Below are 22,488 nucleotides of genomic sequence, written 5' to 3' on the forward strand. Positions count from 1 at the left end.
CGGGTGCGTCGTGGCTGGGCGCGCAGTTCCCCGCGCCCCTACGGGGCCCGGAATTAGCTCAGGATGCCGCGGCTGTACGCCGTCGCGACGGCCGCGGCGCGGTCGTTGACGCCCAACTTGCCGTAGATGTGGGTGAGATGCGTCTTGACCGTGGCCTCGCTGATGAAGAGTTCGACGGCGATCGCACGGTTCGACGTGCCCTTGGCGACCAGCGCGAGCACTTCCCGTTCGCGGGTGCTCAGCGGTTCGTTGCCAGGGCCGCGCACGCGGGAGACGAGCCGCGACGCGACGGCGGGCGAGAGAACCGTGCGGCCCTGGGCCGCCGCGCGGACCGCGGTGAACAGGTCGTCGCGGGGCGCGTCCTTCAGGAGGTAGCCGGTCGCGCCCGCCTCGATCGCGGGCAGCGTGTCCGAGTCCGTGTCGTACGTGGTGAGGACGAGGACCCGGGCACGGGAACCCCGCCGGGTGAGCTCGGCGATCGCCTCCACGCCGTTGCCGCCCGGCATACGGAGGTCCATCAGGACGACATCCGGGTCGAGGCGCTCCACCAGGCCGACGGCCTCGACGCCGTCGGCGGCCTCGCCGAGCACCTCGAAGCCGGGCGCCGACTGGAACATGCCGCGCAGGCCGTCCCGTACGACCGGGTGGTCGTCGACGATGAGGAGAGTGATCGGAGTGATCGGTTCGGCTTCAGTGCTCATGGCGGACCAACGGTACGCGAGCCGACACCGCCGTGCCGCCGCCCGGTTCCGACTCGACGGTGAGGGACCCCGCGACCCGCTCGGCGCGGGCCCTCATGCCGTCGAGGCCGAAGCCGCCGGAGCCGGTGCGCTGGATCGTGGCCAGCGGGTCGAAGCCGTGGCCGTCGTCGCGCACGTCCAGGGTGACCTCGCCCGCCATGTAGGAGAGGGTGACGCCGAGGCGGGTGGCTGCCGCGTGGCGTGCGGCGTTGGACAGGGCCTCCTGGACGATGCGCAGGAGTGTCGCCTCGATCTCTTCGTGCAGCGGCTCGGGGGATCCGGTGACCGTGAAATCGGCGCGGACCTCGGTGCGTTCGGACCACTCCGCGACCGTCTTCTCCAGCGCTTCGGGGAGCGCGTCGTGCTCCAGTGCCGTCGGGGAGAGATTGTGGACGGAGCGGCGGGCCTCTCCGAGGCTGTGCCGGGCGAGGGCGGACGCACGGCCCAGGTGTTCGCGGGCCAGGTCGTCGTCGCCCGCGTTCGCGACGACCTGGAGCTGGGCGATGATGCCGGTCAGGCCCTGCGCGATGGTGTCGTGGATCTCGGCGGCGAGGCGGCGCCGCTCGTCGGCGACGCCCGCTTCCCGCGCCTGGACGAGGAGTTGGACGTGCAGGGCGGCGTTCTCGTCCATGGCCTGCTGGAGGGCCGTGTTGGTGTGCTCGAGTTCGATGATGGTGGCGGCCTGGACGCGGGCCCGCTCGTCCTCCTGCACCGCCAGGTGGGCGAAGAGGGCGAGCAGCGCGATGTTCACCGCGAGCAGCCCGCCGAAGACTGTCCAGCCCAGGTCGCCGTCCGGGGGAAGACCGCCCGACTGGGAGCCCGCCATGATGACGGCGGTGGCGAAGAGGCCTGGCTTGACCAGGCGTGGGGGCAGCAGCCGCTCAGCGCCGAAGTAGCCGACGACGGCGTAGAACGCGAAGAAGGGGTTGATCCAGGTGAGGACGAAGGCGATCGCCCAGCGCACGGCGTAGTAGAGCATTCCCGCGGGCGAGGGACCCGGCCGCGAGCGGGCAAGGACGCCCCACCACGCCTGGAGCACGAGACCGGCGCCGACCAGCGTCCAGGCCACGTACCAGTCGTCGCGGCCCATGCCGACGACGCCGCTCGTGGCGACCGACATGAGCACGCCGAACCCGAGGAGGACGTAGGGGCCCCAGAGGTGGAACTGGCCCCAACGCTGCTCGATCATCTTCGTGGCATCCGCCGTGCTCGTGCTCGTACTCGTACTCACGGTCCCAGTGTCGGCCACGCCCTCACCTCGTTCCCACTCATTCCCACCGGAACCAGCGTGTGGCCCCCGCCGTGAGGACCACGGTCCACAGCGCGAGCACGCCGAGGTGGGAGAGGCCCGGCCAGTCGCCGGCCGCCGCGTCGCCCAGGGCCTGGGCCGCGGCGCCGAGCGGGGTGGCCTCCACGATGCGGGCCAGGCCGTCCGGCATCGCCTGCACCGGGAGCCAGACGCCCGCGCTGAACATCATCGGGAAGAAGACGGCCGAGCCGATCGCGTTCGCGGCCTTCGTGGTGCGGGAGAGGGCCGACACGAGGGCACCCAGTGCGAGGCCGCACAGGATCGCGAGCAGCAGCGCGAGCGCGTATCCGAAGGCCTGGCGCGGCAGCGGTACGTCGAAGACGAGGCGGCCCGCGGTCAGGGAGAGCAGGGCGGAGACGAGCGCGGCCGTGCCGTGGATGCCCATCTGCGCGCCGAGCACGGCGGAGGGGCGTACCGGCGTGGTGGACATGCGGCGCAGGATGCCGCGTTCTCGGTAGCCGGTGATGAGCGGCGGCATGGCCTGGAGCCCCGCCATGATCAGGGAGAGCAGCACCGTCACGGGGACGTACGCGTCGACGAGGCGGATGCCGCCGAGTGAGGCGTCGGTGTCCCGGAAGGAGGGGATGGAGCCGAGGACCACCAGGAGGACCGTGGGGAACACCATGATCCAGAAGAGGGCGCCGGGCTCGCGGCGAAAGAGGCGGAACTCGGCCTTGAGGACGGCGGACGAGGCCTTGTTCTTCGCCGTGGTGTGCGGTGCGGCGACGGCGGTGGTGGCGGCGCTCATGCCGTGGCTCCCGTCAGGTCGAGGAAGGCGTCGTCCAACGTGGCGTCGGAGACCCGGAGTTGGTGTGCGGTGATGTGGTGCCGGGCGAGCAGCGTGATGGCGGCGTTGACGGTCTCGTCGGTGCCGCTCAGGGTGTAGCGGCCGTCGCGGTGGTCGACGGAGGTCACCCGCGGCAGGGCGGTGAGTTCCCGCTCGTCGAGGGGCGCGGAGGGCGTGAAGGACATGACGGTGGACCCGGCGGCCCGGCTGATGAGGCCCGCCGGGCTGTCGAGCGCGGCGATCCGCCCCTGGTCGATGACCGCGATGCGGTCGCAGAGGCGCTGGGCCTCCTCCATGAAGTGGGTGACGAGGAGGACGGTGACGCCGCTGTCGCGTACGTCCTCGATGAGCTGCCAGGTGTCACGGCGGGCGCGCGGGTCGAGACCGGTGGTCAGCTCGTCGAGCACGACGACCTTCGGGTTCCCGATCAGCGCGAGCGCGATGAACAGGCGCTGCTTCTGTCCTCCGGAGAGCTTGCCGAAGCGGCTGTCCAGCTTGTCGGTCAGGCGCAGGCGTTCGGCGAGGGGGCGCCAGTCGGCGGGGTTCGGGTAGAACGCGGCGTAAAGACCGAGCGCCTCGCGCACGGTGAGCTTCCCCTGCAGCTCGCTCTCCTGGAGCTGGGCGCCGAGGAGTTGGGTGACCTTGTCGTGGTCGGCGACGGGGTCGAGCCCGGCGACGCGGACGGTACCGGCGTCGGGGACGCGCAGCCCCTCGACGCATTCCACGGTGGTGGTCTTGCCCGCGCCGTTCGGTCCGAGGATGCCGAAGATCTCGCCCTCCTCGACGGCGAAGGAGACTCCGTCGACGACGGCCCGGCCGCCGTAGGCCTTGCGCAGGTCGTGCACTTCGATGATGGGCATGAGTCGAGCGTCGCCGGTGGGCCGGGGTCCTGGCATCGCCCATCGCGCTCGAAGGGGCATCAACCGATCGGTTGATGGAGGGGTACGACTTCGCCAAAACTCGGTGGGCTCTGTCAGTGGCCAACCGTAGGCTCGCTCCTGATGCCGAAACCAGATGCACCGACCAAGGAACCAGTCGAGGAACCAGCCCGGAAAGGGTCCGCGGCGCGGACGCTGCTGCGGCTGTGGCCGTACGTACGCCCTGTGCGAACTCGCCTGTTCAGCGCGGCGTTTGTCGCCGTCCTCGCCTCCTGTACGGGGCTTGTCTTCCCCCTCGTGCTGAAGTGGCTCGTGGACGGCCCGGTGGCGGACCGGGACCTGGCGGGTGTCTGGCTCGGTGCGCTGCTCCTGCTCCTCCTCGGTGTCGCGGAGGCGCTCCTCTTCGGTCTCCGGCGGTGGCTGGTCTCACGGCCGCTGGCCTCGGTCGAGGCGGCGATGCGGGCGGATCTCTACCGCCATCTGCAACGGCTTCCGGTGGCCTTCCACGACCGGTGGGCCTCGGGCCAGCTGCTGTCGCGCGGCACGACGGATCTGATGCTGCTGCGCATGTTCCTCGCCTTCCCGCTGACCTTCCTGGTGGTGAACGGGACGACGATCGTGGTCGGCATGGTCATCCTGGTGGCGCAGGACTGGACGCTCGGGCTCGTGCTGCTCACTCCCCTGGTGCCGCTCGTGATCGTCTGCGCCTACTTCGAGGGCCGGTACATGGCCGTGGCGCGGCGGGCGCAGGACCAGGTCGGTGATCTGACGACGGTCGTCGAGGAGAGCGTGCTCGGCATCCGCATCATCAAGGGCTTCGGCCGCCACCGCAGCCAGGCCCGGGCGTTCCGCGAGCTCTCGCACAAACTGCGGGGCACGGAGCTCGTCAAGGCGCGGCTGCTCGCGGCGATCTACGGGGTGATCATGTCGCTGCCGGAGGTCGCCATCGGCGCGGCACTGGTCCTCGGGACGGTGCGGGTGGCGGACGGCGACCTGTCGACGGGCACGCTGGTCGCGTTCCTCTCCACCGCGCTGGCGCTGCGCTGGCCGGTGGAGTCGATCGGGGCCCTGCTCGCGATGAGCCAGGAGTCGGCGACAGCCACGGAGCGGTACTTCGAGGTGATGGACGCGGAGCCGGAGTCCTCCGCGGCGGCCGTCACCTCCGGAGAAACCTCCGATGCCGCCGGAATCCGCTTCCACGGCGTGGAGTTCCGCTATCCGGACGCACCGCCCGACGCACCACCCGCCCTCGACCGGATCGACCTGCACATACGCCCCGGCGAGACCCTCGCGCTCGTCGGCGCGACGGGCAGCGGCAAGACGACCCTGACGGCACTGGTGCCACGGCTGCACGAGGTGAGCGGGGGCCGCATCACGCTGGACGGCGAGGACATCACGGGGATGGACCGCGAGCGGCTGCGCACGCTGGTGGCGGTCGCCTTCGAGGAGCCCACCCTCTTCTCCGCGACGGTGGGCGAGAACGTCCTGATGGGTGCCGAAGAGGCCGCGGGCGACGCGGAGTTGGAGCGCGCCCTGGAGGTCGCACAGGCGGACTTCGTCCACGCGCTCCCGCAGGGCACGGCCACCCAGGTCGGCGAGCAGGGCCTGAGTCTCTCCGGCGGCCAGCGCCAACGCCTGGCGCTGGCCCGCGCGGTGGTGGGCCGCCCCCGCTTCCTGGTCCTGGACGACCCGCTCTCGGCACTCGACGTCCACACGGAGGCCCTGGTGGAAGCGGCCCTGCGCCGCGTCCTTCGGGACACCACAGCGTTAGTGGTCGCCCACCGCCCCTCCACGGTCCAACTGGCCGACCGCGTCGCCCTGCTCTCCGACGGCAGGATCACCGCGGTGGGCACGCACCAGGAGCTGCTGCGGGGGAACGCGGAGTACGCGTGGCTGATGTCGGGGGCGGGGGTCGCTCCCGCGACAGGGGTGGCGGACCGGGTGTCCGTGGGCGAACGGGCGGAGGCGGGCACGGCGTCCGCACACACACTGATCAAGACGCGGGTCACCCCCACACCAGGGGAAGTGGACCCGGCGGTGGATGGGGAGGGCGCACGATGACCGCATCGACACCGGCGTCACGGACGACAGGTCCGGCGGATCCGACGGACCCGGCGCGGGAGGAGCACCTCGGGGAGCACGGATACTCCGAGGAGGAGAGCCGGGCCGGGCAGGGTGCCGACGCGGGAGAGGCCGAACGTCCCCGGGCAGGCACCCGTACCGAACAGGGCAGCCGGGACGGGGAGCGCACCACTCACCCACCGGGCCACCCCGCAGCACCCTCCGCCACCGAAGACACCGGACCCACCAGCTCTACCGGACCCACCGGCCCCACCGACGACTTCGACAAGGACACCCTCCCCGCGCCCCCCGGCGCCACCGCCGCCCTGCTCCGTTCGCTGCTCTCGCCGCTGCGCCGTCGCGTCATCGTCGCGACCGTCCTGCTTCTCCTCCAGCAGGCCGCCGTCCAGGGCGGTCCCCTCCTCGTCGCCTACGCCATCGACAGCGGTGTGCCCGCCGTCCGTGCCGACGACTACGGGCCGCTCGTCGCGATCGGCATCGGCTATCTGATCTGCGCCGCCGCGTCCGGCGCGTTCCAGTACGCGTTCATCGTGACCTCCGCCCGCGTCAACCAGGACGTGCTGCTCGATCTACGCGGGCGGATCTTCCGCCATGCGCAGGCCCTCAGCGTCGACTTCCACGAGCGGTACACATCGGGTCGGCTCATCTCCCGGTCCACCACCGACATGGAATCCCTGCGGGAACTCCTCAGCGAGGGGTTGGAAGAGCTGATCACCGTCGTCCTGTCCTTCGTCTACATCTCGGCGATGCTGCTCTGGCTCGACCTGGGCCTCGGCGCGGTGGCGGTCGTGTCGTTCGTGCCGCTCTACCTCCTCATCCGCCGGTATCAGCACCGCGCAGGGCCCCTCTTCGGGAAGCGGTCCACCGCGATCGCCTCCGTCATCGTGAAGTTCGCCGAGACGATGAACGGCATCCGGCCGGTCCGCGCCTTCCGGCGCGAACGCGCCAACGAGGCGGAGTTCGGCGCGCTCAACCGCCATCACGAGCGCGCGAACGGCGACGCCATGCTGGAGATGGCCCGCTACGTCGTCGGCTCCCGGCTCGTCGCCAACACGGCCGTCGCGGGCATCGTCCTGTGGGGCGCCTACCGCGTCACGGACGGCACCCTCGCGCTCGGTGTCCTCGCCGCGGCCGTGCTGTATCTGCGGCGCCTGTACGACCCGATCGACCGGCTCGGGATGTTCCTCAACGCCTATCAGTCGGCCGCCGCTTCTCTGGAGAAGGTCGCCGGGCTGCTGGCCCAGACCCCCTCCGTGCCCGAGCCCCGCCCCGACCACGCCCGGCCGCTGCCCGCCCTCGCCTCCGAACACCCCGGCCGCGAGGTCAGCTTCGAGAGCGTGCGGTTCGCCTACCGGACCGGCGGCGAGGTCCTGCCCCGCTTCGACCTGACGCTGCCCGCCGGGCAGACCGTCGCTGTCGTCGGCTCCACCGGGGCCGGAAAGTCCACGCTCGCCAAGCTGCTCGCCCGCTTCTACGACCCGACGGACGGCCGCGTCCTGCTGGACGGGGTCGACCTGCGCGACCTCGCCAACGCCGAGCTGCGGAGGGGTGTCGTCATGGTGACGCAAGAAGCCTTCCTCTTCTCCGGGACCGTCGCCGAGAACATCGCCATCGGCCGCCCGGACGCCACCCGCGAGGACATCGAGCAGGCGGCCGAGGCGATCGGCGCCCATGACTTCATCGCCTCGCTGCCCGACGGCTACGACACCGACGTACGCAAGAGGGGTGGCCGCATCTCCGCCGGGCAGCGCCAGCTCGTCGCCTTCGCGCGGGCGCTGCTCGCCGATCCGGCGGTGCTGATCCTGGACGAGGCGACCAGTTCGCTCGACATCCCGGGCGAGCGGGCCGTGCAGCGCGCCATGCACACGGTGCTGCGCGGCCGCACCGCCGTCGTGATCGCCCACCGGCTCTCCACGGTGGAGATCGCCGACCGGGTGCTCGTGATGGAGCACGGGCGCGTCCTGGAGGACGGCACTCCGGATGAACTCATCGCGGGGAGAGGGTCGTTCGCGGATCTTCACCGGGCTTGGCGGGACAGCGTGGTGGGGTAGTGCGCCGCTCCGGGTTCCGCGTTTTCGTGAGCGGTCGGTTGTCGACTTTTAGCGAGCGCGGGGGGTCACGAGGCCGGATTCGTAGGCAGGGATCACGAGTTGGGCGCGGTCACGCCCGGAAGCCGGAAGGGCGCCGACAGAACGCGCACCGGCGGGATATGGGCCATCGCGGCGGGCTCGGCCGGGACGCTCCTGGCGGTGCTGCACCTGGCCACCTCCAGCGGGGGCCCAGGCACCGGGAACGGGCTCGTCGGCGCCGTCGCGGCCGTCCCGGTGGGGCTGGGCGGCATGTTCCTCGGCCGCCTGGCGCTGACCCGCCTGCGCCGGGCCGGCATCTCGGCCGATCGGACCACCGCCTGACCGACGGATCACGGCCTGACCGACGGATCACGGCCTGACCGACGGATCACGGCGTGCGCGCAGCCACCGCAAGGGGCAGGCCGCCGCACGGACGATGCGCAGGCGCCGCGCGAGCGGTGGGGCAGACCGCAGCTCGGACCGCACAGGCACCTCCGGTAATCTGGACTTTTCCCCCAGAAGGAGATGCGCCAGTGGAGTTCCGGCTGCTCGGAGCGGTTTCCGTCGCCACCGAGACCGGCGAACTGCCGCTCGGCCCCGCCAAGCGGCGCAGCCTCCTCGCCGCACTGCTGCTGCGGCCCAACCGCCCCGTTCCTGTGGACCAGTTGGCGGCCGCGCTGTGGGACCACGAACCGCCGCCGCGCTCCCGCGGTGTCATCCAGGGGCACGTCTCACGGCTGCGGGTCCTGCTGGCCGGAGCGGACGCCGAGGTGTTCGGCGTGGAGCTCGTCACGCAGGGCACGTCGTACGTCCTGCGGATGCCGGAGAGTCTCCTCGACGCCCACCGCTTCGAGGAGCTGGTGACGCTGGCCCGCAGCCAGCGCGCGCCCGCCGACGCCGTGGCGATGTATCAGGAGGCGCTCTCGCTGTGGCAGGGGCCCGCGCTGAGCGGCGCCTGTCCGAGCCCGCCGCTCCAGGCCGCCGCGCATGCGCTGGATGAACTCCGCCTCGCCTCCGTGGAGATGCTGGCCGCGGCCTACGCACGCCTCGGCGAACACAACCGGGCCGCCGCCGTGCTCCGCGCGGAGGCCGAGGCCCATCCACTGCGCGAATCCCTTGCCGCCGCGCTCATGCGGGCGCTGCAACGCGCGGGGCGCCGCTCGGAGGCGCTCGACTGGTTCCACCGCACCCGGCGGCTCCTCGCCGACGAACTGGGGGTCGACCCGGGCCGCGAGCTGGCGGACGCCTACGGGGTGGCCCTGCGCGGCGATGGCGACGTCGAGACGGAAGCCGCGGCTCCAGCCCCGCCACCCGCGCCCGCACCCATACCCGTACCCCCGCAGCGCCCCGCCGCCTCGCTCCCCCCGGACACGGTCGACCTGCTGCCCCGTATGCCCCGCGGTTTCCACGGGCGTACGGGTGAACTCACCGCGCTCTCCCGTGCCGCCGCCGGTGAAGCTCCCGTCTGTCTGGTCACCGGACCCGCGGGCGTGGGCAAGACGGCCCTCGTGGTGCACTGGGCGCACCGCAACCGCGCCGCGTTTCCCGGCGGCCTCCTCTACGCCGACCTGCGCGGCTTCAGCGACACGCGAGAGCCGACCCACCTCGAGGTCCTTCGCGAGTTCCTCCTCGCCCTCGGGATCGCGCCGCGCCGGATACCCGAGTCGGCGAACGGCGCCTCCGCGCTGTACCGCTCGCTGGCCGCCGACCGTCAGCTCCTCGTCGTCCTCGACAACGCGCGCGGCTCCAAGCAGGTCAGAGAGCTCCTGCCGGGCGGCACCCGCTGCGTCACCGTGGTCACGAGCCGCTACCGCCTGCGCGGTCTGATCGCCTCCGACGCCGCGCGCCCCGTCCCCGTGGACGTACTCGAACCGGACGACAGCACGGCCCTGCTCGCCGCGGTGCTCGGCAAGGAGCGGGTCCTCGCGGAGGCGGTGGGTGCCCGGCGGCTCGTGGAGCTGTGCGGCGGTCTCCCCCTCGCGCTCCGGGTCGCCGCCGCCCGCCTCGCCGATCAGCCGGACTGGTCGCTGCGCGCGATGAGCACCGAACTGGCCGACGAATCACGCCGGTTGAGCCTGCTCGACGTGGAGGACACGGGCGTACGGGCGGCGCTCCGGCTCACCGTGCGCAGGCTGCCCGACGAGGTCGCGCACCACTTCGCGCACCTCGGCCGCCACCCGGGCACGCATGTCGACCGCTATACGGCGGCGGCCCTCGCGGGCACGGACCCGGACGCGGCCGAGGCCGCACTCGACCGGCTGACCGCGGCCCATCTCGTCACCCGGACCGCGTCGGGGCACTGGACACTGCACGATCTCGTACGGCTGTACGCGCGCGGCCTGGAGGCAGGACCCGACGCCCTGGTACGGATGCTCGACCAAGGCGTGGCCACCGCGCTGGCCGCGGCGGACGCGGCGGAGCCCAGCGACGAGTCGTGCTTCGAGCTGCCCTCGGACTTCCACCCGCCGCATGCGATACGGAAGTTCGAGGACCGCGGAGCAGCCATGGAGTGGTACGCGGCCGAACGCGACGACCTGATCCTCGCGGCGGCAGCGGCGGACGCCGCCGGGCTGCACGGCAGGACGTGGCGGCTCGTCCTCGGTCTGTGGCCACAAATGGTGTGGCGGGTCCGTGACGACTGGACTCCCCTTCTGGAGAAGGCACTTGGGGCGACTCGAGCGGACGACGACGCCCGAGCCGAGGGCCGGGTCCTGGCCCTGCTCGGCTGGGTACTGACGGAGGAGGGCCGCACGGACGAGGCCCTCGCCCATCTGGAGGCGGCCACCGTGATCGCCGCCCGGACGGGCGATCTGCACGGCGAGGCGACGGCGCTGATCAATCTCTCGCTCGTCCAGGGGGCTCTCGGCAGCCCGGAGGAGGCGGCCGAAGGGTGCGTACACGCGGCTGAGCTGGCGCGCGAGGCGGGCGACCGGCACACCGAACGCCTGGCCCTGCACCACCTCTCCCGGCATCAACTGGACACCAGACAGTGGCAGTCGGCCCTCGATACGTCCCTCACCGCGCTGGCCCTCGCGGGCCCGCCCGGGGAGGGATCGGCGGCGGCCCGCGTCCTGCTGCTCACGGCAGCGGGCGAGGCGCTCCTCGGCCTCGGCGACGAGACGGAGGGCATCCGCCGCCTGGAACGCGCGGCGGACGAGGCGGAGTCGTCCGGCTACGACGAGGGAGCGGTACGCGCGCTCGGCGCGCTGCTGCGGGTGTCGGCGGACGTGGGGCTGCGGGCGCGGTACGACACGGCGATGGTGCGCCTTGCGGACCGGACGTGAGTACCGCGCCACGCCGAAACCCGCAGCAGCCGAGTCCACCCCTCTGACCTGTGGATTCACCCACGTGAGCGGGGCGTCAGCGGTGCGTGAGCGGAACGCCAGCGGGGGCGGTCAGTCTGGTGTCAACAGCGGGAACGACCGGCCGGCCCCGCATCCACCACCGCACGGGGGAACCTCATCATGCGTACGACCCGAATCCGCACCACCGTCCTCGCCGCCACCACCGCCGCACTCGCCCTGACCCTGACCGCCTGCGGCGGCTCGGACGGCTCCGGAGACGACGGCGCGAAGGCCTCTGGGAAGACGACGGAGACGACGGAGACGACGCAGACCACGGAAACGACGGAGACGGGCGGCGGCGCCAAGACAGACGCCACGACGGACGCGGAGACGGACACGGAGACGGACGCGAAGACGGACGCGAAGACTTCTCAGACGTCCAAGGACCAGGCCTCTTCCGGTTCCGGTGCCGCCGAGGCAGCTCCCGCCAAGGCCGCCGCCACCCAGCCGTGCAAGGGCGACGAGATCTCGTACTCCGTACTGCACCGCTTCCCCGCGGAGCAGGGCGAGCACCTCCTGATCACCGCGAGGAACGCCGACTCCAAGTCCTGCTGGGTCACTTCGTTCCCGTCCGTGATGCTCGGCAACACCTCGACGGTCCTGCCCCACTCGTCCAAGGACGCCCCGGGCGGCAGCAGCCGGATCACCATCAAGCCCGGCGGCAAGGTCTACTCCGCCGTGGCCCTCTTCACCGACAACGACAAGACCCATACCTCGGCGGACCTCTCCATCGCCCTGCGCGACCAGACAGGCGACACCGGCCCCGGCGCCGAGACGGGCGCCTTCGACAGCAAGGGCGCGCCGTCCAAGTTCACCTGGTCCGACGCAGAGGTCACGAACTGGAACACCACGAAGCCGTACAACTTCTGAGCGACTTCCGATCAGGTCCCAACTGGGCGTGATGCGCCGATAGTTGACGGCAGGAATCAGCCACGTACCGAATCCGCAAGGTGAAGAGCTCCCCTCGAACAATGGGGAGCTCTTCACGTTGAGCGACCCCTCCGTATACCGAACACGCCCCACCGGGCAGCGAACCAGTTCCGGCCAAGTCTTGGCGCACTCCTGACAAACCGAGCGCGCTGGTGCCACTCTTCCCCTCGATTCCCAGCACCTCCCAGCACCACTCAGCTCCACGATCCACTCCAGCTCCACGTTCTGCCTTGTTCTGCCCGGGCGGCACGACCGCGCCGTCCGGTCGCCACTGGCCGCGTCACCCCGCGGCCACGCAGAAGGAGTCCGTGTTGAGAAGCACCTCCCACAGACCCACCGCTCACCGCCGCGCCGCAGCAGCCGGCGCCCTGACCGCAGTCGCCGCGCTCATCGCGGTGGCCGTCCAGACAGGCCCGGCCTCGGCCGACGACCCGGCCAGAGCGGCATCCGGCACCCCGGCCGCCGCCAAGATAGGCAAGGTCGACCCCGGCTCCCTGCCTCTCAAGCTCTCCCCCGCCCAGCGTGCCGCGCTCCTCAAGGACGCCAACGCCACCAAGGCGGAGACGGCCAAGGACCTGGGCCTCGGCGCCAAGGAAAAGCTAGTCGTGCGTGACGTCATCAAGGACGCCGACGGCACCACGCACACCCGCTACGAGCGCACCTACAGCGGCCTCCCCGTCCTCGGCGGCGACCTGGTCGTCGACGAGGCGAAGTCCGGCAGGACCGAGGGCGTCACCAAGGCTTCGAAGGCGAAGCTCAAGGGCATCGACACCAGCGCCGAAGTGAAGCCGGCGGCCGCCGAGAAGCAGGCACTCGGCGCCGCGAAGGCCGAGGGGTCGAAGAAGACCGACGCCGACCGCGCGCCCCGCAAGGTCATATGGATGGCCGATGGCAAGCCGACTCTCGCGTACGAGACCGTGGTCGGCGGCCTTCAGCACGACGGCACGCCCAACGAGCTGCACGTCATCACCGACGCGGCCACCGGCAAGAAGCTCTTCGAGCGGCAGGGCATCGAGAACGGCACGGGCAACACCCAGTACAGCGGTCAGGTCACGGTGGGCAGTGTCCAGTCGGGGTCGAACTACAACCTCACCGACACCGGCCGCGGCAGCCACAAGACGTACAACCTGAACCACGGCACGTCCGGCACCGGCACGCTCTTCTCGGGCCCGGACGACGTGTGGGGCAACGGCCAGGCCTCCAACGCGGAGACCGCGGGCGCGGACGCCGCCTATGGCGCCCAGCTCACCTGGGACTACTACAAGAACGTGCACGGCCGCACCGGCATCCGCGGTGACGGCGTCGGCGCGTACTCCCGGGTCCACTACGGCAACAACTACGTCAACGCCTTCTGGTCGGACAGCTGCTTCTGCATGACGTACGGCGACGGCTCCGGCAACTCCAAGCCGCTGACGTCCATCGACGTGGCGGCCCACGAGATGACGCACGGCGTGACGGCGGCGACCGGCAACATGCAGTACAGCGGCGAGTCCGGCGGCCTGAACGAGGCGACGTCCGACATCTTCGCGGCGGCCGTGGAGTTCAACGCCAACAACGCGTCGGACAAGGGCGACTACCTCGTCGGCGAGAAGATCGACATCAACGGCGACGGCACGCCGCTGCGCTACATGGACAAGCCCTCCAAGGACGGCGGGTCCAAGGACTCCTGGTACTCGGGCGTCGGCAACGTGGACGTGCACTACTCGTCCGGCATCGCCAATCACTTCTACTACATGCTGAGCGAGGGCAGCGGCGCCAAGGTCATCAACGGTGTCTCGTACGACTCACCCACCTCGGACGGCCTGCCTGTGGCTGGAATTGGTCGGGACAAGGCGTCGCTCATCTGGTACAAGGCGCTCACGACGAAGTTCACCACGACCACCAACTACGCGGCGGCGCGCACCGGCACCCTCGCGGCGGCCGGTGAGCTGTACGGCACGACGAGCGCCGAGTACAAGTCGGTGGCCGACGCCTGGGCCGCGGTCAACGTCGGCACACGTCCCGGCGGCGGCGGTGGCACGGACTTCGAGAACACCGCCGATGTCGCCATCCCGGACAACGGCGCCGCGGTGACCTCGTCGATCAACGTCACCGGCCGTACGGGCAACGCGCCCTCCACCCTGAAGGTCGGCGTCGACATCATCCACACCTGGCGCGGCGACCTGGTCGTCGACCTGGTGGCCCCGGACGGCTCGACATACCGCTTGAAGAACTCGAGTGGGTCGGACTCGGCGGACAACATCCAGGAGACCTACACGGTCAACGCCTCGTCCGAGGTGGCCAACGGCACCTGGAAGCTGAAGGTGCAGGACGTGGCCGCGCAGGACGTCGGCCGCATCAACAGCTGGAAGCTGACGTTCCCGTAGGCCCTGCCAGGACCTGAAGGAACATGCAGACGGCGCCGCTCCGGGTGGTTCGACTCCCCCGGGGCGGCGCACCCATGTGTGGTCGGTATGTACGCAGTTGCGACCGGCGCACGTCCGGCATCCGGTTAACACCCCGTTCGCATTGCGTACATGGACCATCGCTCAACGGACGATTTCCGGCCAACCTATGGCCAGGGTCCTGACATGAACCTGGCTTAACTGACACTCTTCCCTCGCACGGCGCACCAGAACACCAGAAACACCAGAAACACAGAGCCACCCGCACCGCATCTTTCAGCCTGGACAGCCCCCATGCCGTCCAGGCCCCCCACAGAAGGAGCATGCGTGACCCCCCACATATCCCGGAAGCGCTCAACGCTGGTCATCGCCACCGCTGTTGCCGCCGGAGCACTGCTCACCGCCGGTCTGACCACCGGCGCCTCCGCGCAGCCCGACCAGGCGGTATCGCCTTCCGCGCCCGCCGCGCTCTCCACCACGGCCCGCGCGGACCTGCTGCAGGACGCGAGCGCCAAGTCGGCAGCCACCGCCGAGAAGATCGGCCTCGGCGCCAAAGAGAAGCTCGTCGTACGCGATGTCATCAAGGACCGCGACGGCACCACGCACACCCGCTACGAGCGCACCTACGACGGCCTCCCCGTCCTCGGTGGCGACCTCGTCGTCCACACGGCGAAGAGCGGCTCGGTCAAGAGCGTGACCAAGGCGGCCAAGGCCACCATCAAGGTCGCCACCACCTCCGCGAAGGTCGCGACGAAGTCGGCCGCGCTGGCCGCCGAGTCGACCGCCGCGAAGACCGGCGACACCAAGAAGGCCGACGCGCAGACTCCGCGCAAGGTCGTCTGGGCCGCGTCCGGCAAGCCGGTCCTCGCCCAGGAGACCGTCGTCACCGGCGTCCAGAAGGACGGCACGCCCAGCAAGCTGCACGTCATCACCGACGCGGCCACGGGCAAGAAGCTGTTCCAGTACCAGGCCATCGAGAACGGCACCGGCAACAGCCAGTACAGCGGCAAGGTCGAGGTCGGCTCCAAGAAGGGGTCGAGCGGCTTCGACCTGACCGACGAAGGGCGCGGCGGTCACTCGACGTTCGACCTGAACCACAGCGAGAGCGGCGAAGGCAAGATCGTCACGGACGACGACGACACCTGGGGCACCGGCAAGGCGGACGACCCCCAGACCGCCGCCGTGGACGCCGCGTACGGCGCCCAGTTGACGTGGGACTACTACAAGAACGTGCACGGCCGTGAGGGCATCAAGGGCGACGGCAAGGGCGCCACTTCACGCGTCCACTACGGCAAGGCCTACGTCAACGCCTTCTGGGACGACAGCTGCTTCTGCATGACGTACGGCGACGGCGAGGGCGACAAGAAGCCCCTGACGTCGATCGACGTCGCAGGCCACGAGATGTCGCACGGCGTCACCGCGGCCACCGCCAACCTGGAGTACAGCGGCGAGTCGGGCGGCCTGAACGAGGCCACCTCCGACATCTTCGGCACCTCCGTCGAGTTCAACGCCAAGAACACCGAGGACGTGGGCGACTACCTCATCGGCGAAGAGATCGACATCAACGGCGACGGATCGCCGCTGCGCTACATGGACAAGCCTTCCAAGGACGGCCAGTCCCTGGACAACTGGAAGGCGGACGCGGGCGACACCGACGTCCACTACTCCTCGGGCATCGCCAACCACTTCTTCTACCTGCTGTCCGAGGGCAGCGGCGCGAAGGAGATCAACGGGGTCAAGTACGACTCCCCGACCGCCGACGGCTCCAAGGTCGAGGGCATCGGGCGCGACAAGGCCGAGAAGATCTGGTTCAAGGCCCTGACGACGTACTTCACGACGACCACGGACTACAAGGCGGCCCGTGAGGGCACCTTGAAGGCGGCGACGGACCTGTACGGCGCCGACTCCGCCGAGGCCAAGGGCGTAGCCGCGGCCTGGACCGGCGTCGCCGTCAAGTAACCAGTTCCTCCTCGAACGCGGGGCAGGCTGAGCTTCCTCAGCCTGCCCCGCGTTCGTGCTCACCGCATCAACACCCCCGCAGCCTCCCCCGTCCCCTCGGACGGGACCGCCACAAGCCCCAGCTCCGCCCCGCTCGCGAGGAGCCGGTGGGCCGGCAGGATCCGGACCGTATAGCCGAACGGCCCCGTACGGTCCAGGGCGAGCGGCCCCTCGTAGAGGCGCCGCCCCTCCGCGTCGGGCCCCCCGACAGGCTTCAGCGGCACCGGAGTCGCGTCGGCGATGAAGTCCTCGGGGTCGACGCGGCCCGCGATCGTCTGGACCTCCACATCGTCCGGAGTCAGCTCCCCCAGGCACACCCGGACCCGCAGCGAGAGCGTCGCGCCGAGCTCGGCGGTGGTGCCCGTCGCCGATGCCTCGACGTGGTCGACGGCAACGCGGGGCCAGGCCGCGCGGACCCGCGACTTCCAGGAGGCGAGCTCGCCCGCGGCCACGCCCTGAAGGGTGCGATGGGCGCGCGCGGCGGGAACGTACAGCTGCTCGACGTAATCCCGCACCATGCGCCCCGCGAGCACCTTCGGCCCCAGCCGGGTCAGGGTCCTGCGCACCATCTCGATCCACCGGTCGGGGAGTCCTCCCGGCCCCTGCTCGTAGAAGCGGGGCGCGATCCTCCGCTCGAGCAGGTCGTACAGCGCCGCGGCCTCGAGATCGTCCCGCCGGTCGTCGTCCGTGGCGGCACCGTCGGCCGTGGGAATCGCCCACCCGAAGTCCGGCTCGAACCATTCGTCCCACCACCCGTCGAGGACGGACAGGTTGAGGCAGCCGTTCAGCGCGGCCTTCATCCCACTGGTCCCACACGCTTCCAACGGCCGCAGCGGATTGTTCAGCCACACATCGCATCCGGGATACAGCTTCTGCGCCATCGCCATGCCGTAGTCCGGCAGGAACACGATCCGGTGCCGCACCCGCGGATCGTCCGTGAAGCGCACAAGCTCCTGGATGAGCCGCTTGCCCCCGTCATCGGCGGGGTGCGCCTTGCCCGCCACCACGATCTGGATCGGCCGCTCCTCATGCGCGAGGAGCTCCATCAGCCGGTCCCGGTCCCGCAGCATCAGTGTCAGACGCTTGTACGACGGGACCCGGCGCGCGAAGCCGATCGTCAGGACATCCGGGTCGAGTACGTCGTCGATCCATCCCAACTCGGCGCTCGCGGCACCCCGTTGGCGCCATGATGCGTACAGCCGCCGCCTGACCTCCGTCACCAGCTGCGCGCGCAGCTCGCGCCGCAGCTCCCAGATGTCCGCGTCCATGATCTCGGCGACCGCGTCCCACCGCTCCGAGCCGCCCACCGACAGCGCGTACTCCGTCCGCTGCGCGCCGATCTGGCGTGCGCCGAGCCGGAAGACCTCGGGGGCGACCCAGGTCGGCGCGTGCACGCCGTTCGTGACGGAGGAGATCGGGACCTCTTCGGCGTCGAACCCCGGCCACAGGCCCGCGAACATCTCGCGGCTCACCTTGCCGTGCAGGGTGGAGACGCCGTTGGCGCAGCGACCGAGGCGCAGGCCCATGACAGCCATGTTGAAGAGATTGGGCTCGCCGCCCGGATAGGTCTCCATGCCGAGCCGCAGTATCCGCTCGACGTCGATCCGGGGCAGCTCGGCCTCCGGGCCGAAGTGCCGCGCGACCAGCTCACGGTCGAAGCGGTCGATCCCGGCGGGGACGGGGGTGTGGGTGGTGAACACCGTCCCGGCCCGCACCGCTTCGAGCGAGGCGTCGAAGTGGACGCCCTGCGCCGCTAGTTCATGGATGCGCTCAAGTCCCAGGAAGCCCGCGTGGCCCTCGTTCGTGTGGAAGACCTCGGGCTCGGCGTGCCCGCTCAAGCGGCAGTACGCCCTGATGGCGCGCACCCCGCCGATGCCGAGCAGCATCTCCTGGAGCAGCCGGTGCTCGCTGCCGCCGCCGTAGAGCCGGTCGGTCACCTCGCGGGCGCCGGTGTCGTTCTCCTCGACGTCCGAGTCGAGCATGAGCAGCGGCACACGTCCCACGCACGCCTGCCAGACGTGCGCGCGCAGCCTGCGCCCGCCGGGCAGCGCGATGGCGACCTGGCTGGGGGTGCCGTCCGCCTCGCGCAGGAGGGAGAGGGGCAGCTCGTTCGGGTCGAGTACGGGATAGGTCTCCTGCTGCCAGCCGTCGCGGGACAGGGACTGGTGGAAGTAGCCGTGCCGGTAGAGAAGACCGACCCCGATGAGCGGAAGCCCGAGGTCGCTCGCCGCCTTCAGGTGGTCGCCCGCGAGGATGCCGAGTCCGCCCGAGTACTGCGGCAGGGCGGCGGTGATGCCGAACTCGGGCGAGAAGTAGGCGACGGCACGCGGCAGTTCACTGCCGCGCTCGGCGGCCCGCTCCTGATACCAGCGCACCCCGGTGACGTACTCCCGGAGATCGTCCGAGGCCTCGGCGAGGCGGCGCAGAAAGGGCTCGTCCCCGGCGAGGCGCGCGAGCCGCGCGGGCGGCACGCTGCCGAGCAGCCGCACGGGATCGCCACCGGAAGCGGCCCACAGCTCCGGGTCGACGGCCTTGAACAGCTCACGGGTCCCGTCGTGCCAGGACCACCGCAGATTGCGCGCGAGCTCGGTGAGCGGGGAGAGGGGGTCGGGCAGGGCGGGACGTACGGTGAATCGACGGATGGCCTTCATCACGGTGCACCTCTGACGCAGCGGCCGACGGGCGTATGACGGGGCGTATGACGGGGCGTTCGTACATCGCGTATCGACGTGTCGGCGTCCGGGCGTCTCGGTGTCTCGATGGTGTCTCGACGTCTCCACGTGTCGCAACGACGTTAGCGGCGCACGGCCCCTGCCACCACGGCGCGTGGGGGCACGTTCCGGTTCGGGGTGTCAGGGACAGGCCGTCACGGCGGCGATCGCCGCCGTGTCCCAGTAGAACGGCCACACCTCCGTGATCCGTCCCTCCTTCACCGTGACGGTCTGGAGCACAGGGAAGGCGAGTTCACGTCCCGTGGCGCGGGCCCGCGCCCGTACCTGGGTGCGCACCACCGCGGTCTCCCCCGTGGCCAGGAACTCCTGCTCCCCGATCTCGAAGGTCTCCCACGCCTCGCTCATGGCGAGGAGGAAGCGCGCCATGCCGTCGTGGCCGCGCCAGGTGCCGCCGTACGGGAGAGCCTGAGCCTGGTGCATGACGACGTCGGGGGCGAAGTAGGGGGCGAGCAGCTCGAAGGAGGCCTCGCCGGGGCCGCCGGCCGCCAGGTAGCGGGACTCGGCCTCGTACATTCCGGTGAGGACCGTGATCGAGTCTGTCGCGGATGCGGTGTTCTTGATGTTCTCGGTGCTCATGCGGCCAGCGTGACGCTTTCGACGGTGTGGGACTCGCGGGAATCGGACATCGAGTTTCAGAAGATCACTGGGGCCCGCACAGCCACCCGCACTCGTCCGGAAATCGCCGCAACCCTCACAGCACCCCCACGGACGATATGGCCGATTCCCCCCGGCCGTGTGGTCTTGTAGGCCCTCACGCCGCACGAGAGGCTGCCAAGTGGCGCCCGTGGAAACCAGTGGAAACTACCGGGGACCCGGCATGTGCCGGTCCAACTCCACGGGCAGCACGTCAAGTTGGGGAGGGAAGCCAGCGTATGACATTGTCGCGCACGAAGCGTTTGCGGTGGGCGGGAGCCGTCACCGCCGCCACCACGGCTGCGGTGCTTTCGGCCATCACGCTGCCCGCGCACGCCGCCCCCGCCGCTGCCCCGCTGGGGCAGATACTCGGCGCCGGGGAGCCCGGTTCCATCAGCGGGAGTTACATCGTCACACTCAAGGGAGGAACCACGGCCCCGTCGGACGCGGGCCAGGGCGTCGCCGCGAAATACGGGGCGAAAATTCGCCAGACGTACAGCACCGCACTCAACGGCTATGCCGTGAAGGCCGGTTCGGAACAGGCCAAGAAGCTCGCGGGTGACCCGAAGGTCGCATCGGTCACCCAGGACAGCACCATCACCCTGGACCACACCCAGAAGAATCCGCCCTCCTGGGGGCTCGACCGTATCGACCAGGGAAACCTGCCGCTCGACAAGTCCTACAGCTGGCCCGAATCGGCCGGGCAGGGCGTGACCGCGTATGTCATCGACACCGGCATCCGCGCCACGCACCAGGACTTCGGCGGCCGCGCGAGCAGCGGCTGGGACTTCATCGACAACGACGCCACCGCACAGGACGGCAACGGACACGGCACGCACGTCGCCGCGACCATCGCCGGCAAGAGCTACGGCGTCGCGAAGAAGGCCGATGTCGTGGGCGTGCGGGTGCTCGACAACGCGGGCTCGGGGACGACCGCCCAGGTCATCGCCGGCATCGACTGGGTGACGAAGCACGCCCGGAAGCCCGCCGTCGCCAACCTCAGCCTCGGCGGCACGGCGAACGTCCAGCTGGACGAGGCCGTCCGCAACTCCATCGCGTCCGGGGTCACTTACACGGTCGCCGCGGGCAACAACGGACTTCCCGCGGCCCTGTACTCCCCGGCCCGCGTGCAGGAAGCGGTGACGGTCGGCGCGACCGACAGCAAGGACGCGCGGGCGAGCTTCTCCAACTGGGGAGCCAGCCTCGACCTGTTCGCGCCGGGCGTCGACATCACGTCCGCGTGGAACAAGAGCGACACCGCCAAGAACACCATCTCCGGTACGTCGATGGCCTCGCCGCACGTGGCGGGCGCGGCGGCGCTCTATCTGGCCGACCACACAGCGGCCGCACCGGCTCAGGTGAGCAAGGCACTGGCCGACCGTGCCGTGCCGGGCAAGGTGACGGGCCGCGGACTCCTCTCGCCGGACAAGCTGCTCCAGGTCAACAACCCATAGGACAGCGCGTTTCACCTGACCGGCCCCGCCGCACACGGCGGGGCCGGTTCTGTATGCCTGGGTACGGCCTTGCCTCCGGCGCCGACCCGAAGCACCCTCGAATACGACGCCGGTCTCGTATGCGGCCTTACGCGCCAGTAGTTAACAAAGCGCCGGATTGCCCACCCGAAGTTGGTGGGAAGGCTCCCCCGGTACGCACACGGCTCAGTACTGTCAGTCACGAATCGGTACGGCCCCACAAGCGCGGCACGCAGTCCCAGAACCTCTCCACACCCCCGTATCCGCCCCACTCATGTAACGCGGACAGGAGCGGTCATGCCCTCAACTCGCCCGTCGGCGAAGCCCTCGGGAACGGCTCCTGCCGGGGCGCCCAAGCCCCCGGCAGCACAGCACGGCCCGCAGGACAAGCAGGAGCAGCAGGACCAGCAGGAGGCACCCCCGCAGCCCGGCCGGACAGGCCCCCTCGTCGGCCGCATCCCCATCCTCGACATCGCGCCCGTCGTGCACGGCGGCCGGAGGCCGGCCAAAGCCGTGCCCGGCGAGACCTTCCAGGTCACCGCGACCGTCATCCGCGAAGGGCACGAGGCGGTGGCCGCCAACGTCGTGCTGCGTGATCCCGAGGGGCGCGCCGGGCCCTGGACGCCGATGCGCGAGCTCGCCCCCGGCACCGACCGGTGGGGCGCGGACGTCACCCCGGACACGGAGGGGAACTGGACGTACTCCGTCGAGGCTTGGGGCGACCCTCTCACCCAGTGGCGCCACCACGCGGCCATCAAGATACCGGCGGGCATCGACACCGAACTCGTCCTGGAGGAAGGCGCCCGCCTCCACGAACGCGCCGCCGCCACGACCCCCGTGAGCAAGGGCCGCCGCGCCACTCTCCACACCACGGCCGAGGCCCTGCGCGACACGGAACGCCCCGTCGCGGCCCGCCTCGCCGCCGCCCTCACCCCGGAGGTGGACTCGGTCGTCGCCGAGCATCCGCTCCGTGAACTCGTCACCGAATCAGAGCAGTTGCCGCTGGTCGTCGAGCGGGAGCGGGCGTTGTTCGGGTCGTGGTACGAGTTCTTCCCGCGCTCGGAGGGCGCTGTAGTGCGCGAGGGCGAGCCCCCCAGATCCGGGACGTTCCGCACCGCCGCCGAGCGGCT

General features: G+C 70.8%; 15 protein-coding genes. 9 read left to right on the top strand and 6 right to left on the bottom strand.

The window, feature by feature from the left end; translation table 11 throughout:
- Positions 1 to 53 precede the first annotated feature (53 nt).
- The 4 genes from ACGFSB_RS35210 to ACGFSB_RS35225 form a co-directional block, all read right to left on the bottom strand.
- Entirely contained in the window at positions 54 to 701 is a 648-nt protein-coding gene (locus tag ACGFSB_RS35210) for a response regulator (protein WP_393407995.1), read from the bottom strand.
- On the bottom strand, positions 691 to 1,929 hold the full coding sequence (locus ACGFSB_RS35215) for a sensor histidine kinase (RefSeq protein WP_393408066.1): 1,239 nt from the start codon (positions 1,927 to 1,929) through the stop codon (positions 691 to 693). The genes ACGFSB_RS35210 and ACGFSB_RS35215 overlap by 11 nt, the downstream gene beginning before the upstream one ends.
- Positions 1,930 to 2,008: 79 nt before the next feature.
- The gene (locus ACGFSB_RS35220) at positions 2,009 to 2,797 is read right to left on the bottom strand and encodes an ABC transporter permease (protein ID WP_393407998.1); all 789 of its coding nucleotides are present in this window, start codon (positions 2,795 to 2,797) and stop codon (positions 2,009 to 2,011) included.
- On the bottom strand, positions 2,794 to 3,696 hold the full coding sequence (locus ACGFSB_RS35225) for an ABC transporter ATP-binding protein (protein WP_393408001.1): 903 nt from the start codon (positions 3,694 to 3,696) through the stop codon (positions 2,794 to 2,796). Before ACGFSB_RS35225 ends, ACGFSB_RS35220 begins: the two co-directional genes overlap by 4 nt.
- Positions 3,697 to 3,837: 141 nt before the next feature.
- Here ACGFSB_RS35225 and ACGFSB_RS35230 point away from each other — a divergent pair, with 141 nt between their 5' ends.
- From ACGFSB_RS35230 to ACGFSB_RS35260, 7 genes are all read left to right on the top strand, one after another.
- On the top strand, positions 3,838 to 5,775 hold the full coding sequence (locus ACGFSB_RS35230) for an ABC transporter ATP-binding protein (protein ID WP_393408004.1): 1,938 nt from the start codon (positions 3,838 to 3,840) through the stop codon (positions 5,773 to 5,775).
- A complete protein-coding gene (locus tag ACGFSB_RS35235) occupies positions 5,772 to 7,847 on the top strand; it encodes an ABC transporter ATP-binding protein (RefSeq protein WP_393408007.1) in 2,076 nt (691 codons plus the stop codon). The genes ACGFSB_RS35230 and ACGFSB_RS35235 overlap by 4 nt, the downstream gene beginning before the upstream one ends.
- 99 nt (positions 7,848 to 7,946) lie before the next feature.
- Positions 7,947 to 8,207, top strand: coding sequence for a DUF6223 family protein (locus ACGFSB_RS35240; protein ID WP_393408010.1), 261 nt, complete (start codon positions 7,947 to 7,949; stop codon positions 8,205 to 8,207).
- A gap of 191 nt (positions 8,208 to 8,398) precedes the next feature.
- Positions 8,399 to 11,149, top strand: coding sequence for a BTAD domain-containing putative transcriptional regulator (locus tag ACGFSB_RS35245; RefSeq protein WP_393408013.1), 2,751 nt, complete (start codon positions 8,399 to 8,401; stop codon positions 11,147 to 11,149).
- A gap of 180 nt (positions 11,150 to 11,329) precedes the next feature.
- Complete coding sequence (locus ACGFSB_RS35250) at positions 11,330 to 12,079, top strand: hypothetical protein (RefSeq protein WP_393408016.1); 750 nt, start codon at positions 11,330 to 11,332, stop codon at positions 12,077 to 12,079.
- A gap of 371 nt (positions 12,080 to 12,450) precedes the next feature.
- Complete coding sequence (locus ACGFSB_RS35255) at positions 12,451 to 14,505, top strand: M4 family metallopeptidase (RefSeq protein ID WP_393408019.1); 2,055 nt, start codon at positions 12,451 to 12,453, stop codon at positions 14,503 to 14,505.
- 345 nt (positions 14,506 to 14,850) lie between these two features.
- Complete coding sequence (locus ACGFSB_RS35260) at positions 14,851 to 16,482, top strand: M4 family metallopeptidase (RefSeq protein ID WP_393408022.1); 1,632 nt, start codon at positions 14,851 to 14,853, stop codon at positions 16,480 to 16,482.
- Positions 16,483 to 16,541: 59 nt separating this feature from the next.
- Here the strand turns inward: ACGFSB_RS35260 and glgP are convergent, their stop codons facing one another.
- Together glgP and ACGFSB_RS35270 are read right to left on the bottom strand one after the other, a co-directional pair.
- Entirely contained in the window at positions 16,542 to 19,172 is a 2,631-nt protein-coding gene (gene glgP, locus ACGFSB_RS35265; protein WP_393408025.1) for an alpha-glucan family phosphorylase, read from the bottom strand.
- Positions 19,173 to 19,373: 201 nt separating this feature from the next.
- Positions 19,374 to 19,829: a nuclear transport factor 2 family protein gene (locus ACGFSB_RS35270; protein WP_393408028.1), complete on the bottom strand. Its 456-nt coding sequence runs from the start codon at positions 19,827 to 19,829 to the stop codon at positions 19,374 to 19,376.
- 296 nt (positions 19,830 to 20,125) lie between these two features.
- On the opposite strand from ACGFSB_RS35270, the gene ACGFSB_RS35275 reads away from it, so the two are divergent.
- The gene (locus ACGFSB_RS35275) at positions 20,126 to 21,340 is read left to right on the top strand and encodes a S8 family peptidase (RefSeq protein WP_393408031.1); all 1,215 of its coding nucleotides are present in this window, start codon (positions 20,126 to 20,128) and stop codon (positions 21,338 to 21,340) included.
- A gap of 315 nt (positions 21,341 to 21,655) precedes the next feature.
- The coding region (locus tag ACGFSB_RS35280) for a maltotransferase domain-containing protein (RefSeq protein WP_393408034.1) at positions 21,656 to 22,488 on the top strand (833 nt) is incomplete at its 3' end.

The sequence above is a fragment of the Streptomyces sp. NPDC048441 genome (assembly GCF_043200235.1).
Lineage (GTDB): Bacteria > Actinomycetota > Actinomycetes > Streptomycetales > Streptomycetaceae > Streptomyces.